Genomic DNA, 20,453 nt, shown 5'->3' on the forward strand with positions numbered 1-20,453 from the left:
CGCCTGGGCCGACCACCGGATCCGCCTGGGCCGACCACCGGATCCGCGTGGACCGACCGCCGAATCCGCCTGGGCCGCCCGCCGGATCCGCGTGGACCGCCCGCCGGATCTTTGTGGACCGACCGCCGGTAGTCGCGATCCAGCTCACGGCCGCGTAATCCGTTACCGCGCAGTGTTTTCGACATGGCTGTGCAGCTGTTCTCGAGCCGCGCCGGGGTGTCGCCGAACGAGCCGGCGGGGTCTGCCGGGCGTATGTTGGTCGGATGGCCACGCATCTCACCCACTGGGGCGTTTTCGAGGCGAGCAGCGACGGGGACCGGCTCACCGCGGTCCGACCCTGGCGAGGTGATCCGGAACCCACCCCGCTGATCGAGAATGTGGCCTCGGCCCAACATCACCCGGCGCGCATCTCGCAGCCCTATGTGCGAAAGGGCTGGCTCGAGAACGGTCCGGGACCCGCGGCGCGCGGCGCCGACGAGTTCGTGCCGGTGTCCTGGGACACCGCGCTGGATCTGCTGGCCGGTGAATTGTCCAGGGTGTACCGCGAATTCGGACCGACCGCGGTGTACGGCGGCTCCTACGGCTGGGCCAGCGCCGGGCGATTCCACCACGCGCAGAGCCAGGTTCACCGCTTCCTGAACTGCCTCGGCGGGTATGTCTCGCACCGCAACAGCTACAGCCTGGGCGCGTCGACGGTGTTGCTGCCGCACATCCTCGCGGATATGGGCACGATCACGTCGCGCGCAACGACGAAATCGGTGCTGGCGAAGCATTCGAGGCTGGTGGTCTCGTTCGGGGGACTGTCGCCGAAGAACACAGCGGTGTCGCCGGGCGGAGTCTCGCGGCACAACGGTCGCGGTTGGATCGAGACGGCGCGGAAGAACGGCTGCCGGTTCGTCACCGTCTCGCCGCTGCGCGACGATATTCCGGCCGAAGCGGAAGCCGAATGGATCGCCGCCCGGCCCGGCAGCGATACCGCCCTGATGCTCGCGCTCGCCCAGGTGCTGGACGCGGAAGGCTTGGCGGACACCGCTTTCCTGGACCGCTACACCGTCGGCTACGAGCGCTTCGCCGGCTATCTGCGCGGTGCGGTCGACGGCGTCGTCAAGGATCCGGAGTGGGCCGAGCCGATCACCGGCATTGCCGCGGAACGGATTCGCACGCTGGCGCGGGAGATGGCGGGCACGCGCACGCTGGTCACGGTGAGCTGGTCGCTGCAACGCGCCCGATACGGCGAGCAACCGCTGTGGCTCGGTGTGGTCCTCGCCGCCATGCTCGGCCAGATCGGTTTGCCCGGTGGCGGATTCGGCCACGGCTACGGGTCGGCCGCGAATGTCGGTCTGGCCGTGCGACTCACGTCACCGCCGCGCCTGCCTCAGGGCGTCAACGGCGTCGATGACTTCATTCCGGTCGCGCGCATCGCGGACATGCTGCTGAACCCCGGCGCGCCTTACGAATACAACGGCGAGCACCGGATGTATCCGACTATCCGGCTGGTCTACTGGGCCGGCGGCAATCCTTTCCATCACCACCAGAACCTGGCCCGGCTGCGCACCGCGTTCGGCCGGCCGGACACGGTGGTGGTGCACGATCCGTTCTGGACGGCCACCGCCCGGCACGCCGACATCGTGCTCCCGTCGACCATGACGATCGAACGCGACGACTACGGCTCCGGCGAGGGCGACCGCTTCCTGTTCCCGATGCCGGCCCTGACCCGCCCGCACGGCGAGGCCCGTGACGACTACTGGATGTTCGGTGAGCTGGCCGAAAGATTGGGCTTCGGAAAGGAATTCACCGAGGGACGGACAACGCGGGAGTGGCTGCGCCACCTCTACGACGAATGGCGCGAGCGGCTGCACGACCGCGGTCACGAGGTGCCGGACTACGACTCGTTCTGGGCCGGGGAGTCGATAGACCTGCCCATCGAGGCCGAGGAGCACATCGCGTTCGCGGACTTCCGGGCCGACCCGTCGGCGCACCCGCTCCGCACCCCGAGCGGCCGGATCGAGATCTTCTCCGAGACCATCGCGGGCTTCGGCTACGACGATTGCCCGGGACATCCGGTCTGGCTCGAGCCCGACGAGTGGCTGGGCAGCCCGCTGGCGGCGCGGTTCCCGCTGCAGCTGGTGGCCAACCAGCCCCGCACCAAGCTGCACAGTCAGCTGGATATCGGCGCGCACAGCCAGTCCACGAAAATCTCCGGCCGTGAACCGGTCCGGCTGCATCCCGACGACGCCGCCGCCCGCGGCCTCGCCGCGGGTGACATCGTCCGGATCTTCAATGACCGCGGCAGTTGCCTGGCCGGACTGGATATCAGCGACGCGGTACGTCCCGGAGTCGCCCAGCTGTCGACCGGCGCCTGGTACGACCCCGACCCGGCCGACCCGGCCTGCTGCCGCCACGGAAACCCGAACGCGCTGACCGACGATCGCGGCACCTCCCGCCTGAGTCAGGGCTGCACCGGTCAGCTGTCCCTGGTGGAGATCGAGCTCCATACCGGCCCGGTCCCGCCGCTGACCGTCACCGGCCCGCCCGCGATCACCGGTTCCTGAGCGCGTTGTTTGCCGTGAGGGCCTCGATCACGGTGCGAGCCGCATTCGACGGCGTGCGCTCGACTGCGTGGCCGACGCACAGTTTCCAGGGCAGCGGCCGGGGTGCGAATTCGGAGTGGGGCACGCCGGGGGAGAGCAGCGCGACGGACTTCGGGATGAGGACCATCCCGAAGTCCTTGGCGGCCAATTCCAGTGCGAAGGCCTGGTCGGCCACCTCGATCACGGGAACGCGGCCCGGAAACAGCTCGTCGGCGATGGTGCGGATGCCCCAGCCCGGCGGGAAGTCGATGTAGCGAACGCCGTCCAGGTCGGCGGCCCGGAACGGACGCCCCGCCAGCGGATGGTCCGGCCCGGTGCAGAGCACGAGGGTCTCCTCGGCGATGAGATGCGTGGTGATGCCCGGAAATTCGCTGCTCATGCCGGCCAGCAGCGCCAGCTCGAGCGAATTGTCGCGCAGCCCGGCCACATTGCCCGCGACACCGGAAATGCTCTGCCGCATCTGCAGGGTCACCGCCGGAAACCGCTGGTGCAGTTGGGCGATGATGCCCGCCAGGTCGAGATTGTGGATGTTCATGAGATTGCCGACCACCACCTCGCCGCGGATCTCGCCGCGAGCGGCGTCGATGGCGTCCACGATGTCGCGCCGGGCGCGTAGCAGCGTCCGGGCGGGAGCGACCATGGCCCGCCCCGCCTCGGTGAGTTCCAGGGTGCGCGGCGTGCGGTCGAACAGGCGCACCCCGAGTTCGTGTTCGAGCTTGCCGACGCTGGTGGAGACCGCCGATTGGACCAGATTGAGAGCGCGGGCCGCGGCGGTGAAGGACCGATGGTCGCAGCAGGCCAGGAAGCATTCGATCTGACGCAACTCCATACTCCGAGCCTACCGATGCCATCTACTTCAGAGATGGCAGTATCGAAAACCATCGCTTTTGTTGATCCATCGCCGCACCCACCATGGACTGGTGACTGATTCGATGACCGTGGCCCCCGCCCGGCCCGCGCTCGACACCGCGACCGCGCCCGGCGCAGCGCTGACCCGGACGACGGTGCTGGTGTTCGCGGTGACTGCGGGCTCCTCCGCGGCCGGCAACTACTATCTGCAACCCCTGCTGCACCAGGTGGCCGGGGATCTGAGCATCTCCACCGCGACCGCGGCCCTGCTGGTCAGCGCCGCGCAGATCGGCTATCTGTGCGGCCTGGCCCTGCTGGTGCCGCTGGGCGACTTCCTGCGCCGCCACCGTATGGTCCCGGTGCTGCTGCTGGCCTCGGTTGCGGCCCTGCTGGTTTCGGCCTTCGCGCCCGATTTCGCGGTGCTGTTCGCGGGGGTGGTGGCCACCGGTGTCGCGGCCTCGGCCGCGCAGGTGGTGGTGCCGTGGGCCTCGGCGCTGGCCGATCCGGCCCGGCGGGGGCAGGTGGTCGGCACGGTGATGAGCGGACTGCTGCTGGGAATCCTGTTGTCGCGGGTACTGTCCGGGGCGGTGGCGCAGCTGGGCGGCTGGCGGGCGGTGCTGCTGGTGGCGGCCGGACTGCAGGTGGTGATGGCGGTGAGCGTGTACCTGCTCGCGCCCGCCACGCCGCGGGCGGCCACGGGCGAGAGCTACCCGCAGGTGCTGGCCTCGATCGTGGGTCTGATCCGCCGGCACGCGGTGCTACGGCAGCGCATGATGCTGGGCTTCATCCTCATGGCCTGCTTCTCGGCGGTGTGGACGGCCATCGCGTTCCTGCTGTCCGGGTCGCACGGAAGTGATTACCACTATGGCGAATTCACCATCGGTCTGTTCGGTCTGGCAGGTGTGGTCGGGGCGCTCGGCGCGCCCGTGGTCGGGCGGATGGCCGATCGCGGGCACCTGCGCCGCGTCACCACGCTGACCTGGCTGGTGCTGCTGGCGAGCTGGGCGCTGATGGCCTGGGGCGGGCACAGCGTGGTCGCGTTGATCGCCGCGCTGGTGATCTTCGACTTCGGCATCCAGGGTGCGCATCTGACCAATCAGAGCGCCATCTACACCCTCGATCCGGCCGCGCGCAGCCGCCTGACGACCGCGTACATGGTCACCTACTTCCTGGGCGGTGTGGCCGGTTCGGTGACCGCCGGGGTGGCCTACGAGGCGGGCGGCTGGGCGCTGGTGTGCGAGATCGGTGTCGCCGCAACCATGCTGGGCCTGCTGCTGTGGGCGGTGTTCGCGCTCCGCCCACAGCGCGCGGGGGTGCGTCAGCCCATCATGCCGGCGGGCAGCTGACCGGACAGGGCAATCGCCTCGGCGAGCAGGTCCGCCGCCGAGAGCAATTGCTGCCGCGTGTGTTCCGAGGTGATGAAGAAGCGGAGCCGCTCCTTGCCCACCGGGACCGCCGGGGCCGAAATGGCCCCGGCGTACACGCCGTGCTGGAGCAGGTGGGCCGAGACGAATCCGGCCCGGATCTCGCCCGGCACGATCACCGGCAGGATCGGGGTGCTTTGGGAGTCACCGAGATTCAGCTCCCGCTCCCGCAGCGCGGCATCGAACAGGCGCGCGTTCTCCCACAGCCGGGTGACCCGCTCCGGCTCGGCCTCCAGCACCTCCAGCCCGGCCAGGGCCGCGGCGATGCCCGAGGGCACGGGCCCGCCGGTCAGCATGGCCACGCCGGGCGCGCTCGACTTCATCGCCCCGATGAGATCGGCGTCGGCGGCGATGAACCCGCCGACGCTGCCCAGCGCCTTGGACAGCGTGCCCATCCAGATGTCCACATCGGCGCCGGCCATGCCGTAGTGCTCGCGGATGCCGTGCCCGGTGGGTCCGAGGACGCCGAGCGAATGGGCCTCGTCCACCATGACCGCACAGTCGAATTCCCGTGCGACGGCGGCCAGTTCGGCAACGCGTCCGACGGTGCCGTCCATGGAGTAGTGGCCTTCGATGACCACCATCGCCCGATCGAATCCGGAGCGCGACATCTTCAGCACCGACCGCAGCGAGTCCGGGTCATTGTGCCGGAAGTTGATCCGGCGGCAACCCGCCCACTGCGTGCCCGACACCACGCTGCCGTGAATCAGGCTGTCGCAGAAGGCCACATCGCCCTCGCGTAGCAGGAACCCGATGACTCCCGCATTGGTGAGATAGCCGCTGGTGGTCACCATGGCGTCGCCCACGTCGTAGATCCCGGCCAGCCGCTGTTCGAGTTCGCCGTAGAGCGGGATCTCGCCGGAGACGATCCGGCTGGCCGACGCGGACGCGCCGTACTGGTCGAGCGCGTCCTTGGCGGCCCGCACCACCCGGGGGTGGCTGGACAACCCGAGGTAGTTGTAGGCGCTGAAGTTCACCAGGTCGGTGTCCAGGGCCCGGATCACGGTGTCGTTCGGGCCAGTTCGTGGCAGGAACACCGGGTTCGGCATCCCCGACTGCCCGTAGAGGGCGCCGATGGCGGCCCGCTTCACCACGGCCGCGGCGACATCGGGGTGATCGGCGAACTGACGGCCGGGACCGCGCGGGGTGCGCGCGGCCGCGGTCCGGCCCGGCGCTGCGATCCCGGTGGACACCGGGTGCGGCGCCGCGGTGCCCGTGGCCGTCGTCTCCTTGATCCCGTTGCTCGCCAGGAGTTTCCGAGCCAGATCGCGTGCGGACTCGGTCATGCCGGCACCGCCTGGCCGGTCGCCGCCGCGTCGCCGCCGACCAGGAGTTCGGCCGCGCGGGCGCCGGCCTGCTGGAGGGTGAAGGACCGGCCGACCTTCATGGACATCAGGTCCACGCCGAGCGTCTTGCTCACCAGCGCACCGAATTCCACCGCCATCAGCGAGTCCAGGCCCAGTTCCGGTACCGGCACGGTCAGATCGATGGAGTCGGCGTCGACGCCCATGACCACCGCCAGCTGCTCGGCCAGCATGTGCGCCACCACGTCGGCGCGCTTCTGCTCGTCGAGCTCGCGCAGCGCCGCCACCAGATGCGACGCGGCCGAATTGTCCTCGACCGCGGCGGCGATACGTTCGGCGGTGCGCCCGGTCATGGCGTACCAGGACACCGTGGCGGCCACGCGGGACCAGTCGATGGGAATGATGGACGCCTGATGGTGGATGCCGAGTTCCAGTGCCTTCTCCAGGTATTCGGCGCCCTCCTCCATGCTGATCGGATCGAATCCGGCGGTGCGCAGGTAGCGGGACACGTACTCGTCCTCGGCCATCCCGCCGCCGGACATGTGGCCCCAGCCGACCGACAGCGCGGTGCCGCCCTGCCGCGCCACCACGTCCGCGGTGGCATCGAGTGCGAGATTGGCCGCGGTGTAGGCGTATTGGCCGATGCTGCCGAAAATGGCGCTGCCGGAGGAGAACAGCACGAACATGTCGAGCTCGGCCCCGGCGGCCTCGATGCCGCGCCGCAGCGCGATCACGCCCTCGGCCTTGGGCCGGTACACGGTGGCGAGGCTGTCCCGGCTCATATCGGGTACGCGCTTGTCGTCGAGGCTGCCCGCGGTGTGGAAGACGCCGCGCAGCGGGTGCTCGGCGGTGTGCGCCCGCGCGATCACCGCGGTCATGGCATAGGCGTCGGTGACATCCACCCGCTCCTCGACCACCTCGACGCCCTGTTCCTGCCAGAGTGCGAGCTGGGTCCGGGCGGCCTCGGTCCGCGGGCCGCCGCGCCCGAGCAGGGTGAGCCGCCGGGCGCCCAGCCCGACCAGCCAGCGGCCCATGGCCAGGCCGAAGGCGCCGAAGCCGCCGGTGATCAGGTACTGCGCCGCCGGATCCACGGTGGCCGCCGGAATCATCGGGCGCACCTGCGGCGCTTCGGATTCCAGGCTCACCGCGATGCGGCCGAAGTGCGCCGACCGGGCCACGTCCTCGAAGGCCTTGGCCACGTCGGCGGTGTCGTACAGCTCGTAGGGGAGGTACCGGTAGATCCCGGCGGCCAGCTTCTCGTGCACGCCCCGCACGAGTTCTCCGGTGGGCCTGCGCTTGAACGCGAGCATGCGGTCCAGGTCGAAGGAGTGGTAGGAGAGGTTCTTGTCGAAGTACCCCAGGTCGAGCACGCCGCCGGTGTAGATGTCGGCCTTGCCGATCTCCACGATGCGCCCGAACTCGGCCACCGCCTTGAAGTTCCGGCGCAGGATCTCCCCGGGCGCGGTGCTGATCACCACGTCCACGCCCCGGCCGTCGGTGAGGCCGAGGACGTCGTCGGCGAAGTTGAGCGAGCGGGAGTCCAGCGCGTGGTCCGCGCCCTGCGACAGGACGTAGGCCCGGCGCTCGTCACTGCCCGCGGTGCCGATCACGGTGGCCCCGTGCAGTTTCGCGATCTGCACCGCCGCCGAGCCGACGCCGCCCGCCGCGCCGTGCACCAGCACCACATCGCCGGCCCGCACCCGCGCCAGCTCCAGCAGCGAATGCTCGGCGGTGGCGAACGCCACGGTGCTCGTGCACTGGCCGACCTCGGTGCTGTCGGCGACCCGGGTGATCAGGTCCGCGTCGGTGGTGTGGAAGCGGGAGATCATGGCCTTGGAGGTCAGGAACACCCGATCGCCGACGGCCACATTGTCGACGTCCGCACCGATGCGGACGACGACGGCGTCGGCCTCCATGCCGGGTTCGGTGCCGTAGAAGGTGCCCGTCATCTCGCGCTCACCGAGCACGCCGATGACCTTGAGCGGGTCCTTGTAGCCCAGGCCGATGGCCAGGATCCGCACCTCGACCTCGGCCGGCCCCGGGGCGCGCCGGTCGCAGCGCCGCCACGCCAGCCGGGACAGCACCCGCGACCTCGGCAGCTCCAGACGGAAATTCGCCTCCGGATCGGTGAGCGGTTCGGCCCGGTCCAGGGCTTCGAGCCGGTCGGGCAGGGTGGCGGCGACCACGGTCACCCAGCGCAGGCCGTTGCGCAGCACCACCTCGTCGGAGTGGTCGTAGGTGAAGGCGCCCGCGATGGCGAGCTCGGCGGCCAGATCCGCCTCGGCCACCTCGGGATCCACGTCGATCAGCCGCCAGCGCAGCCGCGACTGCTCATTGAGCAGCACCCGGCGGGCGCCGGCGAGGGCGGCGTGCGCCGGGTCGGGCGCGGCATCCTCGTCCGGGTGCGCGAAGGCGCGCTCGGTGACCAGGGAGACGTGGATGGAACCGTCACCGGTCATGGGGATTTCGTCGCCGCGCTGCTGCAGCCAGTCCTCGAGGAAGCCCTCGATCGTCACCGCGATCCGGCGCAGCGTCCAGAGCGCGTCCAGGTCGGTGTATTCCGAACCCGCCACCAGGACGACGTGCGTGCGCTCGACGCCGCTCAGCGCCACGATCTGCTGAAGCCGTTCGCGCACCACGGCTTCCAGGTCCTCGCGGGTCGGATCGCCGACCGCGAGCACCTCACCGTGTGCTGTCGTGCCCGCGATGAAACCGGCGCGCGGACCGGCCTCGGTGGCGAGGTCGATGGCCAGGGTGTATGCCGCCTCCGGTGACGGCAGCGCGCTGGTGTCCACGGGTTCCCGCATGTCCCAGCGGTTTTCGTAGAAGTAGTCCGTGAGCCGTTGCAGTGCACCGCGATCCGGGTTGATGGCCCCCAGCCGCAGCCCGATGATCCGCATGACCACGTTCCGCTCGGCGTCGAGCAGGTCGTAGTCGCAGGTCAGATTGTCACCATTGTGCAGCCGCGCCACCACGGTCACCTGGTCGGGGATGGGCGCGAACACCCGCACCCCCTCCACCGCGACCGGAACCAGCGCGCCCCGTTCGGCATTCGGCGCGGCGGCGAGGACCGCGCCGAAGCACTGCACGGCCGCGTCGACGACGGCCGGGTGGGCGAGGTGGCCGCTGTCGCGGGCGATGGCGCCGTCCAGCGTGGCGACCACGGTATTGCCGGACACCCGCAGCTCGGTGGCGCGGCGGAAGGCCGGGCCGTAGTCCAGGCCGCGTGCGGCGAAGGCGGTGTAATAGGCGTCCGGGTCGATGGCGAGCATCTCCTCGAGCGCCGGCAGGTCGGGCTTGCTCGGCTCGTACACGCCCTCGACCAGCCGGCCGGTGGCATTGATGGTCCAGTTGATGCTCGCGGGCTCGCGGGAGCGAATCGTGAACCGCCGCGTGGATTCCTCCACGTGCAGCTCCACCACCGGCGCCATGCCCTCGTCCACCACCAGCGGCGCGAGGAAGCGGACATCCTCGACGGCCACCCGGGTGGACTCGGTGCGCAGCGCCGCCGCGCTCAGCGCCGCGTCCAGATAGGCCGCGCCGGGCAGGATCCGGGAGCCGCCCACCACATGGTCGGCCAGCCACGGCAGATCGCCCACGCTGAGCTGGATGCGCCAGGCCGTGGTCGGGTCCTCGAGCGTCGGATCGCCGAGCATGCGGTAGCCGCCGGGGGTGCCGTACTTGAGCTGTTGCACGCCCAGCAGTTCGACGCGCAGCCGGGTGCGCTGCCATGGATAGCGCGGCAGGTCCACGTGCGGCGTGACGACCGCGCCGAAGAGGGCGTCGATATCGAGCACGCCCGCGGTGTAGAGGCCCGCGACGGTCTGCCGGATGCTCTCGTCGTCGGCCTGCTTGCGATCGAGGGTGGCGACGGTGGTGCCGGTCTCGCCCGCCCCGATGAGGATCTCGCGAATGTTGGCTCCCAGCACCGGATGCGGGCCGACCTCCAGGAACACCCGGCTGCCCGCGCCCACCAACTCGGTGACGGCGTCGGCGAAGCGCACCGGCTGCCGCACATTGGCGCACCAGTACTCGGCATCCCAGTCGCCCGCGCCGACGCGGGTGCCGGTCACGGTGGACCACAGGGGAATTCGCGGATCGGCGAGCGCCAGATCGGCCAGCTCCGTGCGCAGCTCGTCGAGGATGGGGTCCATCAGATAGCTGTGGTAGGGCACCTCGACCTGTAGTCGGCGCGCGAAAACGCCCTGCTCGGTGAGGGATTCGGCGATCTCGTCGAGCCGCTGCTCATTGCCGGCCAGGGTCACCGCGCTCGGGCTGTTGACCGCCGCGATGCTGACCAGCTCATCGCCCTCGATCAGCTCCAGGGCCGCGGCCTGCGGCAGGCCGATGGCGAGCATGCCGCCCGAACCGGCCGTGGTGGCCTGCAACCGCGCCCGGTGATAGCTGACCAGCAGCGCGTCCCGCAGCGAGAGCATCCCGGTGACGTAGGCGGCCGACACCTCGCCGACGCTGTGGCCGACCACGGCGGCGGGCCGGATCCCGAGCTCCTCGAGCAGCGCGACCAGCGCCACCTGGATCAGGAAGTTGGCGGGCTGGGCGATCGCCGTCGAGGTGACCCGCGATTCCTCCTCGGGCCGCACCAGTTCCTCGACGATGGACCAGCCCGAGATCTCCCGGAACACGCCGTCGATCCGCTCGGCCGCGGCGGCGAAAGTGCCACCGGCGGTGAGCAGTTGGCGGCCCATGGCCCACCACTGCGGTCCCATGCCGGTGAAGACGAAGACCGGCTCGGGCACCTTGCGGGTGATCACCTTGGCGGTGCGGCCCTCGCCATTGGCGAAGGCCACCAGCGCCCGCACCAGCTCGGCGTCGTCACCGAAGGTCAAGCCGGCGCGCACGGGGTGATGGTGGCGGCGCGTCCACGCCGCCTCGGCCAGCCGGGCGGGTTCGGCGCCCGCCGCGATCAGTTCGGCGAAGCCGCGTGCCAGGTCGCGAGCGGCCTGGTCGTTGCGGGCCGAAATCGGCAGTACCCCATGGTGTCCGGGCTCACGGGCGGGCGCCTCCGCCGCGATGTACTCCTGGAGGATGGCGTGCGCGTTGGTGCCGCCGTATCCGAAGCCGTTGACCGCGATGGTCATTCGCGTCTCCGGCGCGATCGGCTGGGCCTCCAGCTGCAGCGCCAGACCGAGCTCCTCGAAGGGGATGTCGGGGTTGGGCTCGTCGAGCCAACCCTGCGGGGCGATCGTGCGATGGGTGATGGCCAGCGCCGACTTGATGACACTGGCGATGCCGGAGGCCGCCTCGGTGTGCCCGAGCTGCGCCTTCACCGAGCCCACGCCCAGCGGTCCGGTGCGCTCCGCGACCCGTCCGTAGGCGCGGCCGATGGCCCGCAGCTCGAGCGGATCGCCGACCGGCGTGCCGGTCCCGTGCGCCTCCACATAGGTGACCTCGTGCGGCGCGATGCCCGCCCGCTCGGTCACCGACTTCGCCAGGGCCTCCTGCAGATCGGCATTGGGCACGGTGATGGCGGTGGTGCGCCCGTCCTGATTGGACCCGGTCGCCTTGACCACCGCGTAGATCCGGTCCCCGTCGCGCTCGGCGTGTTCGAGCCGCTTCAGGACCACCATGCCCGAGCCCTCGCCGCGCCCGTAGCCGTCCGCGCTCGCGTCGAAGGGCTTGCTGCGGCCGTCGGCGGCCAGGAAGCCGCCCTTGCACATGGACACGAACGTCTCGGGCTGCAGCATCAGGGTGACGCCACCGGCCAGCGCCACGGTGCAGTCGCCGTTCTCCAGCGCCTGGCAGGCCAGGTGGAAGGCCACCAGCGACGACGAGCACGCGGTGTCCACCGTCAGGGCGGGGCCGATCATGTTGAGCGCGTACGCGATCCGGTTGGAGATCATGGTGTACGACGCGCCCGCCGGGGTGTGCATGTCCACCCAGGGCAGCGTCGCATTGGTCAGGGACGTGCCCATCTGGTCGAGGGTGAAGGCCCCGACGTAGACGCCGATCGGCGCACCCGAGACGCGACCGGCGATGCCCGCGTCGTCCAGTGCCTCCCAGGCGACCTCGAGCACCAGCCGCTGCTGGGGGTCCATGGCGGCGGCCTCGCGCGGTGAGATGCCGAAGAACTCGGGGTCGAAGGCCCACGGATCGCCGGTCATGAAGGCGGCGCGCTTGGTGTACATGCGCCCCGGCGTGCGCTTGTCCGGGTCGTAGAAGCGGCGGTAGTCCCACCGATCGGACGGGATCTCCACGACCCCGTCGCCCTTGTTGATGATGAAGTCCCAGAACGATTCCGGTGAATCGATACCACCGGCGTAGCGGCACCCGATTCCGACAATGGCAATGTCAGACACTACGTCTCCTCGGCAAAACAGAAGCGAACCTGGTGATCCCCCCCGAGGCAATGCGAAGCCGCCCGGCTCGTGATCCACGATCCGGGCGTCCGCTGCCGACGTCAGCCGGCGCTGACGCGCGTCGGCGGACGCAGCAGGAAGTTCATGTCCGGACCACTACTCCCGATTCGGGTCCGGCCGACCTGCTCGAAATTGACCGCCTCGTAGTAGACGACGTTCTCGTCCTTGCAGATTCCGCACAGCGCGCGCCCGTGCGCATCGGATTCGGCGGTGAGCCGGGCCAGTAGCGCGCGGCCCACACCCGCCCGCTGCGCCTGGGGTTCCGCGCCCAGATAGACCAGATAGTTGTGCGGTTCGGCGGGTGCGGTGCGGGCGATGGCGGCATCCACCTCCATGCCGCGCTTGGTCGCGCCGGCGCCCATGGCCCACAGCAGCTGGGGGCCCGAAATGGCTTCCCGCCATGCCGGATTGCGGTAGCCGTCCGGAATCCACAGCGACACGCCGGCGATCCGGTCGTCCACCTCCGCCACCAGCGCGCCGTCGGCGGGCAGGTAGCGGTGTTTGATCAGAACGCGAAGCATGCCGGGCGCGCGCCGGCGGCGGACGACGGGATCGGGGAAGACGTAGTCCTCGATCGGGTCGTCGGACTCGAAGGCCAGGGCGAGCACCCGGACCATGTCCTCGATGTCGGCTTCGGTGGCGCGGCGAACGACCGGTGCATCCGACTGAACCAAAACAGTCCCTTACATTTTCATGCCCGTCGGCGCCCGACCCCGATGACGGACAGTCTGCTGGTGTCCAGTGGTGCCTGCGTGTCCCCTACTGAACGATAGCCCCGCAGGCTACTGTCGAGTAGGGTACTCGTAAGTTACTGATCATGCGACCGATTCGTGTTGTGGCATAAAACGATTCACCGGGGGATGGCCTGACGCTGTGACATGTCCTAAGGTTCGCGCGCGTAAAAGCGATATCGCTTCGTTTCGTCCGGGTGACCCATGGTTCCCATAAAGTGGGAGCGTGGCCGCACTTCTAACCCAAGGGCAGACCGGTGAACTGGGCGTCGCGGATATCACCGTGACGGTGCACTTCAGCGCGGGTATCGATCTGGCCGCGCTGCTTCTCACCGATCGGGGCGCCGTCCGCGACGACAACGACCTGATCTTCTACAACCAACCCGCGGGCCCCGGCATCCAGCTGGTGCCCGGGCAGAACGCCGTCGCCGTCAGCCTGGCGTCGGTACCGCAGGGGGTGGCGCACATTCGCATCGTGGTCACCCTGGACGACCGCGACGGCCGCCTCGGCGACTATCCCGCACCGCACATCGGCATCGCCGACGAACACGGAATCCCGTTGTACGAGTACGTTATCGACGGTCTCGGCAATGAGTCGACGGTGGCGGCGGTGGATCTGGACCGCGGCGCCGACGGCTGGTATGCCCGGGCGGTCGGCTTCGGCCATCCCGGCGGCTTCGCGGCACTGCTCGCCGATCACGGCGTGTCGATCAGCACCTCGCCGCAGCCGGCGCGCTCGGCCGCGCCCGTCATCGCGCCGGTGCTGCGGGTCGGCGACACGGTCGCGCTGCGGCGGCAGGGCGCCGACCTGAGCTTCGTCAAGATGGGGCTGGGCTGGGATCCCGTCCACGTGCAGCACAAGTGGGGTTCGCGTCCGGTCGAGATCGATCTGGACGCCTCGGCCCTGGTGTACGCCGGGCACGATCTGGTGGACGCCGCGTACTACGGCCAGCTGGTGACCAAGGACGGCGCCATCCGGCACTCCGGCGACAACCTCACCGGTGAGGGCAAGGGCGACGACGAGGTCATCACGGTCGACCTGACCCGGGTCGGCTCGCACGTCACCGCCATCGTCTTCGTCATCACCTCCTACGCGGGGCACACCTTCGAGCGGGTGCGTAATGCCTTCTGGCGCTTGATCGACGGCACCAACAGCGCCGAGCTCACCCGGTCCAACCTGAGCTCGGGCGGCCCGCACACCGGCATGGTGGTGGCGAAAGTGCATCGCGAGGACGGCATCTGGAAGGTGCAGGCGCTCGGTCACCCGATCCAGGCCGGACATCCGGTCGAGGCAGCGTCGCAGGTCGGTAAGTTCCTCTGAGTTCCGGACCTCGGCCGGTTCACCCGGCCGAGTTTTCCGGCGAGTGGCCGGTATGCCGCGGGTGAACAGGTTCAACCGGGTTACGGGGCCTGATTCCCGGTTCGGTTCGCGGCGGGGCGCGTCCGATCCGGGCGCGCCCCGTTTCCGGCGGGCGTCGTGCTCTCAGGAGACGGTGATGAACCGGCCCAGCTGCGGGACGGCCTCGCCCGGATGCTTGGCCTGGAAGCCCTCCCCGATGGCCTGCAGGGCCCACTCGCCGTTCGCGCGGAAGACCTTGGCCATGGCAATCGCCGTGAACGGCATGCCACCCGCCAGCGCGTATCGCGCCAGCTCGGCCTGCGTGGTGTCGTCCACCAGCCGGCAGTAGGCATTGCTGACCTGCTCGAAGGTGTGGCCCTGATACGAGGTGACGATGAACAGCAGCGTGTTCACCTGGCGTGGCACCCGGCTGAGGTCGACCAGGATCACCTCGTCGTCCCCGGCGGCGCCCTCACCGGTCAGGTTGTCGCCCGAATGCCGGATGGAGCCGTCCTTGGACGTCAGCTGCCCGTAGTACGCCACGTCCACCAGGTGCCGGTCGGCGAACATGGCCACCCAGGCGTCCAGGTCGATGTTCACCGGTCGCCGCCCGAACAGACCGCCCTGCCGGGCGGGATCCCAGCCGAGCCCCATCCGAATCCGGGTCAGCGCGACACCGCCGTCCTTGCGCAGGGTGACGCGCTGGCCCTTGGACAGGTTCACCGGTCGCCCGCGTGAGAGTCCGCCGTCACCTGTCGGCGGCGCGGGGTTCGGGGGCGGCGGGACCTGATACGCCGAATTCTGCTGGGGCTGAGCAGGATACGGTGAAGTCGGCGGTGGTTGAGTGCTATACGGCGAGTTCGGCGGCGGCTGAGTGGGATACGGCGAGTTCGGCGTGACGTAGGTCGGCTCGACCGGCGGCGGGTAGGCCGTGGGGGACGGCGGCGGGGGCGGCGGAGCGTTGCGGGTCTCGGCGGGCGGCGCTTCCTCGACGGTGACCCCGTGGTCGGTGACCAGGGCCGCGAAGCCGCCCGCATAGCCCTGGCCGACCGCGCGCACCTTCCAGTTGCCGTAGCGCCGGTACAGCTCGACCGCGATCACGATCGATTCGCTCTGCAGATCCTCGATCTTGTACTCGTACAGCGGATTCCCGTGTTCATCGGAGACCAGCGCGATCGGCGGCGCGATGCGGCCGAAGGTGGACCCGGCCTCGTCGAGCGTGATCACCGCCCGGATCTGGGTGATGTCGGCGGGCACCTGGGTCAGCGCCACCGACAGTTCGGCGGGCTGCCCCGCCTCCCCGTTCCGCAGCCGCACCCCGGGCCCGGCCGGCTGGTTGTAGAACACGAAATCCGCGTCCGAGCGCACCTTCCCGTGCTCGGTCACCAGCAGCGCGGACAGCGCGGCGACCGCCGCGACCCGGACGGAAACCACCACCTCCGGCGCGGTGAGCGGTCCGTTCTGACCCTTCACAAGCGTTGTGGACAAGGCCGATCCTCCCGTATCGAGACGCCCACTTGCCACTGTAGGAGACCGGGGTGCCCTCAGCAGCCGAGCTGATCGGCCAGGTCGAGGAAATCCACGGCATTGATATCGAATTCGTCCGAGAACTCCGCATCGCCGAGTTCGGGATCGCCGTACTCCAGCGGGCGCGTGATGAACGCCGTCCGGAATCCGAGCTCGCCGGCCGCCCGGATGTCGTACTTGTGGCTGGCCACCATCATGATCTCGGCGGGTTCCAGCCCCAGGTACCGCGCCGCGAGCCGGTAGGTCCGCGGATCCGGCTTGAACACCCCGGCCATCTCCGCCGCGAACACGGCATGCCACGGCAGCTCGCCGTGCCGCGAAATCTCCACCACGGCACTGACATCCGCGTTCGACAGCGTCGCCAGCGTGAACCGTCCCCGCAACCGCCGCAGCCCCGCCACCGTATCCGGCCACGGGTCGAGCCGAGCCCAGGCCCGGGCCAGCTCGTCCCGCTCCGGCACCCCGATCGAGATCCCCCTCGCCTCGAGCAGCGGGTCCAGCGTCTTCCGGTACACCGAGGCCACGCTCACCCAGGGCCCCTGCTCCGGCCGCTGCGACGTCGCCGCGAAATACGCGGCCCGCCACTCGTTCACGAACGCGCCCCAGTCCGCTCCCGGCCGCTCACCTGCGAGCGCGGCCTCGGCCGTCCGCCGGATGGTCGAATGGAAATCGGTAGCGGTCCCCTGCACATCGAACAACAGCGCCTTCGGGCTCAATACGTCCACAGCCGAAGACTAGGCGAGTTGTTTGTCATAGTTCCGACGGCCGGGGACGGTTCTAGGCTGAGCCCATGGAGACGGGTAGGGCGAGCAGGACGGCGTTGGCTACCGCGTATGCGCGGGCCCATCACCAGCTTTCGGGGGAGCCTCGGGTGTTCACCGATCCGCTGGCGGCGCGAATTCTGGGGATGACGGTGGATCGGATCGGGGATCTGGATACCGCGACCCTGGATCGGCCGGGCGGGAACGATCCGCGGCAGCGGGTGCGGCGGTATTTCCTGGCGGCGCGGGCTCGGTTCGCCGAGGAGGTGGTGGCCGCGGCGGTGGCCGACGGGACCACGCAGGTGGTGATTCTGGGGGCGGGGCTGGATACGTTCGGCTATCGGAATCCGTATCCCGGTCTGCGGGTGTTCGAGGTCGACCATCCGGACACGCAGGAGTGGAAGCGTGAGATGCTCGCACAGGCCGGGATCGAGATTCCGGAGTCGCTCACGTTCGTTCCGGTGGATTTCGAAACCGGAACGCTGGCAGGGGGATTGGCTGCCGCCGGGTTCGATCGGGAGCGGTCGGCGGTGTTCGTCTGGCTCGGTGTGGTCATGTATCTGACCCGGGCCGCCATCGAGGAGACCCTGCGGTTCATCGTGGGTCAGGGGCAGCCGGTGCATGTCGTGCTCGACTACCTGAGCGGGGGGAACACGGACGAGGAGCGCGCCGAGGTGCGGGCGCGGGCCGAGCGGATCGCGGCGCTGAACGAGCCGTGGCTGAGTTACTTCGAACCCGAGGAGATCGAGAACCTGCTGCGCTCAGTGGGTTTCGAGACGGTCGAGCTGCGGTCGCTGTCGGGATTGTTCGAGGAGTACCTCGGCGAACCGCTGGCCGATCTGCCGCCGGGGAGGGGCCGCGCGCCGCTGCTGCACGCGGTTCGCGGGCCGGTCGGGGACTGAAGATTGCCTGAAACTCCGTGCCGGGCCCGCTGAGCGGGCGCGCGGGCGCTCGATACTCGGGGACATGGGCAAGTCTGCGGAGTGGATGCGTACCGCGCGGGTGCTGCGCCGGACCGGGTTCGGGGCGACCGGGTCCGAGATCGACGCGGTCCCGGATGTGGCGGGCTACCTGCGCGCCGCGCTGACCGCCGACCCCGAGGCCGATCCGGGCGCGCGGGCCACCCCCGTGCCGGAGCTGGTTCCGCCCGCCCCGCTCGGCAAGGGCGCGACGGCCGAGGCCCGCAAGCAGTACCAGGCGCAGATCACCGGTCAGCTGGACACGCTGACCTGGTGGTGGCTGCGGCGCATGGCGGCCGTCCGGGTCCCGGTCCGGGAGAAGCTGACCCTGCTGTGGCACAACCACTTCGCCACCTCGGCCACCAAGGTGCGCAATGCCGCCGAGATGGCCACGCAGAACCGGACGCTGCGGGCCGGCGGCGCGGGTGACTTCGCCGCGCTCGCCTACGCCATGCTCACCGATCCGGCCATGCTGCGCTGGCTGGACGGTGTCGCGAATACCGCGAAGGCGCCCAACGAGAACCTGTCCCGCGAGTTCATGGAGCTCTTCGCGCTCGGCCACGGCAATGGGTACACCGAGACCGATGTCCGCGAGGGCGCCCGGGCCCTGACCGGCTGGACCATCACCGGTGGTGCGGCCACCTTCGACGTCGAACGCCACGACCGGGGCTCGAAAACCGTGCTGGGCGTGACGGGTTCACTGGACGCCCGGTCGTTCTGCGATGCCGTGCTCGCCCGCCCGGAGTCACCGCGCTTCGTGGCCGGGCGACTGTGGCAGCAGCTGGCCTCCGACGATCCGCCCTCCGATGCCGCCCTGAACCGCCTCACCGCCGCCTACGGTCCCGGCCGGGACCTGTCCGCCCTGGTGACCGCGGTCTGCACCGATCCCGAATTCACCACTGCCCGCGACACCGTCGTCCACGGGCCGGTGGAATGGCTGATCGCCGCCGTGCGGGCCTTCCAGATCCCGCTGACCGCGGACGCCGATGCCCGCGCCCTCGCCGGGACGCTGCGCAAACTCGGCCAGCTGCCCTTCTATCCGCCCACCGTCGGCGGCTGGCCGCGCGGGCAGGGCTGGATGTCGAGTGCCGCCGCGCAGCTACGGCTCACGGCGGCACTGGATCTGATGAAGCAGGCCGACCTGTCGCCGATCACGCGGGCGGGCCGGGGCGACCGCCTGGACGCCACCGCCTACCTGCTCGGCGTCGGTTCCTGGTCCGAGCGCAGCGCCGCCGTGCTCGCGCCCGCCGTCGATCAGCCGCCCCGGCTGGCCGCGCTCGCCATCAATACGCCCGAATACCTCACCAGCTGAAAGCCACACCGCCATGCCACAATTCAGTCGCAGACAGTTCCTGGTCGGCACCGGCGTGCTGAGCGCGCTCGGCGTGGCCGGCGCCTCCGTGATCACCTGGGACGAGCTGCAGCAGCGCGCCGTCACCACCCCACTGGCCGCCGGTTCCGGAATTCTGGTGGTGCTCACCCTCTACGGCGGCAATGACGGCATCAGCACCGTGATTCCCTACGCGGACAACGCCTATCACGACGCGCGCCCCGAGCTGTCCTACCGTCCCGAGGAAGTCCTGCACCTGGATGACCAACTGGGCTTCAACCCGGCCTTGAAGGGCCTGTCCGGCCTGTGGCGCGACCGCACCCTCGCCATTGTGCGCGGGGTCGGTTATCCCGAACCCGACCACAGCCACTTCCGTTCCATGGACATCTGGCAGACGGCCTCACCCGACGAGCCGGTACAGACCGGATGGATCGGCCGCTGGCTGGACGCGACCGGTGACGATCCGGTCCGCGCGGTCAATATCGGGCCCGTCCTGCCCCAGCTCGCCCTGGGGGCGAAACACACTGCGGCAGCGCTGGATCCAGCGTCCGCGCCGCTGTCCGACGACCTGGCGGCGGTCCTGTCCGGCCTGGCCGCCGCCGACGCCTCCGACAGCCCGGCGCGGGCCCGGGTCTGCACCGGCTACCAGGCCGAACAGACTGTCCGGCAGACTTTTTCGTCCCTGAAGTCGCCCGGGAAGACGGCCGCGAACCCCCTGACCGCGCAGCTGGACCTGGTCGCCCAGTGCGTCAAGGCCGGTGTCCCCACCCGGGTCTACTCGGTCAGCCTGGGCGGCTTCGACACCCACGCCGACGAACGGCACACCCAGGAGCAATTGCTGGGCCGCCTGGACGAGGCGGTCACCGCCTTCCTGAAGGACCTCTCCACGCATCCGCGCGGCCGCGATGTGGTGCTGATGGCCTACAGCGAATTCGGCCGCCGGGTGGCCGCCAATGCTTCGCAGGGCACCGATCACGGCACCGCGGGACCCGTCTTCCTGGCCGGGGCGTCGGTGGCGGGCGGCTTCCACGGCGACGAGCCCAGCCTCACCGACCTCGACAATGGCGACCTGAAGGTGACCGTCGACTTCCGCGACGTCTATCACGAACTGCTGCACCGGGTCCTCGCCACCGACCCCACCCCGGTGGTCGGTTCCGGTCGCCGTGACCTCGGCCTGCTCTCCGCCTGACCGCGGCGTGCCCGGAATGTCGGCCCCGCCACACCCGTACGTGTTGCCGACCGGCCCGGAACGCGGTATTCA

Annotated in this window: 12 protein-coding genes; 6 read left to right on the forward strand and 6 right to left on the reverse strand. The window is 70.1% G+C overall.

What is annotated here, in order from left to right; genetic code table 11:
* Positions 1-263: 263 nt before the first annotated feature.
* A complete protein-coding gene (locus ABZV44_RS26510) occupies positions 264-2,552 on the forward strand; it encodes a molybdopterin-dependent oxidoreductase (protein WP_354841557.1) in 2,289 nt (762 codons plus the stop codon).
* Here ABZV44_RS26510 and ABZV44_RS26515 read toward each other — a convergent pair.
* A complete protein-coding gene (locus ABZV44_RS26515; protein WP_354841560.1) occupies positions 2,539-3,420 on the reverse strand; it encodes a LysR family transcriptional regulator in 882 nt (293 codons plus the stop codon). The genes ABZV44_RS26510 and ABZV44_RS26515 overlap by 14 nt on opposite strands.
* A gap of 91 nt (positions 3,421-3,511) precedes the next feature.
* On the opposite strand from ABZV44_RS26515, the gene ABZV44_RS26520 reads away from it, so the two are divergent.
* On the forward strand, positions 3,512-4,786 hold the full coding sequence (locus ABZV44_RS26520) for an MFS transporter (RefSeq protein WP_354841563.1): 1,275 nt from the start codon (positions 3,512-3,514) through the stop codon (positions 4,784-4,786).
* Here ABZV44_RS26520 and ABZV44_RS26525 read toward each other — a convergent pair.
* From ABZV44_RS26525 to ABZV44_RS26535, 3 genes are all read right to left on the reverse strand, one after another.
* Positions 4,759-6,150 carry an aminotransferase class I/II-fold pyridoxal phosphate-dependent enzyme gene (locus tag ABZV44_RS26525; protein WP_354841566.1) on the reverse strand — a complete coding sequence of 464 codons (1,392 nt, stop codon included), beginning with the start codon at positions 6,148-6,150 and terminating at the stop codon, positions 4,759-4,761. The genes ABZV44_RS26520 and ABZV44_RS26525 overlap by 28 nt on opposite strands.
* Entirely contained in the window at positions 6,147-12,485 is a 6,339-nt protein-coding gene (locus ABZV44_RS26530; RefSeq protein WP_354841569.1) for an SDR family NAD(P)-dependent oxidoreductase, read from the reverse strand. The genes ABZV44_RS26525 and ABZV44_RS26530 overlap by 4 nt, the downstream gene beginning before the upstream one ends.
* A 101-nt stretch (positions 12,486-12,586) precedes the next feature.
* Positions 12,587-13,219, reverse strand: a complete 633-nt coding sequence (locus ABZV44_RS26535) for a GNAT family N-acetyltransferase (protein ID WP_354841572.1) — start codon at positions 13,217-13,219, stop codon at positions 12,587-12,589.
* A gap of 283 nt (positions 13,220-13,502) precedes the next feature.
* Here ABZV44_RS26535 and ABZV44_RS26540 point away from each other — a divergent pair, with 283 nt between their 5' ends.
* On the forward strand, positions 13,503-14,597 hold the full coding sequence (locus ABZV44_RS26540) for a TerD family protein (RefSeq protein WP_354841575.1): 1,095 nt from the start codon (positions 13,503-13,505) through the stop codon (positions 14,595-14,597).
* Between the two features lie 162 nt (positions 14,598-14,759).
* On the opposite strand, the gene ABZV44_RS26545 is transcribed toward ABZV44_RS26540, so the two are convergent.
* Both ABZV44_RS26545 and ABZV44_RS26550 read right to left on the reverse strand, forming a co-directional pair.
* Positions 14,760-16,103: a TerD family protein gene (locus ABZV44_RS26545; RefSeq protein ID WP_354841578.1), complete on the reverse strand. Its 1,344-nt coding sequence runs from the start codon at positions 16,101-16,103 to the stop codon at positions 14,760-14,762.
* 56 nt (positions 16,104-16,159) lie between these two features.
* Positions 16,160-16,867: a haloacid dehalogenase type II gene (locus ABZV44_RS26550; RefSeq protein WP_354841581.1), complete on the reverse strand. Its 708-nt coding sequence runs from the start codon at positions 16,865-16,867 to the stop codon at positions 16,160-16,162.
* Positions 16,868-16,932: 65 nt separating this feature from the next.
* Here ABZV44_RS26550 and ABZV44_RS26555 point away from each other — a divergent pair, with 65 nt between their 5' ends.
* From ABZV44_RS26555 to ABZV44_RS26565, 3 genes are all read left to right on the forward strand, one after another.
* Positions 16,933-17,805, forward strand: coding sequence for a class I SAM-dependent methyltransferase (locus tag ABZV44_RS26555; protein WP_354841584.1), 873 nt, complete (start codon positions 16,933-16,935; stop codon positions 17,803-17,805).
* Positions 17,806-17,869: 64 nt separating this feature from the next.
* Positions 17,870-19,174: a DUF1800 domain-containing protein gene (locus ABZV44_RS26560; RefSeq protein ID WP_354841587.1), complete on the forward strand. Its 1,305-nt coding sequence runs from the start codon at positions 17,870-17,872 to the stop codon at positions 19,172-19,174.
* 13 nt (positions 19,175-19,187) lie between these two features.
* Entirely contained in the window at positions 19,188-20,381 is a 1,194-nt protein-coding gene (locus tag ABZV44_RS26565) for a DUF1501 domain-containing protein (RefSeq protein ID WP_354841589.1), read from the forward strand.
* Positions 20,382-20,453 lie beyond the last annotated feature (72 nt).

This window comes from Nocardia sp. NPDC004860, from assembly GCF_040609015.1.
GTDB lineage: Bacteria > Actinomycetota > Actinomycetes > Mycobacteriales > Mycobacteriaceae > Nocardia.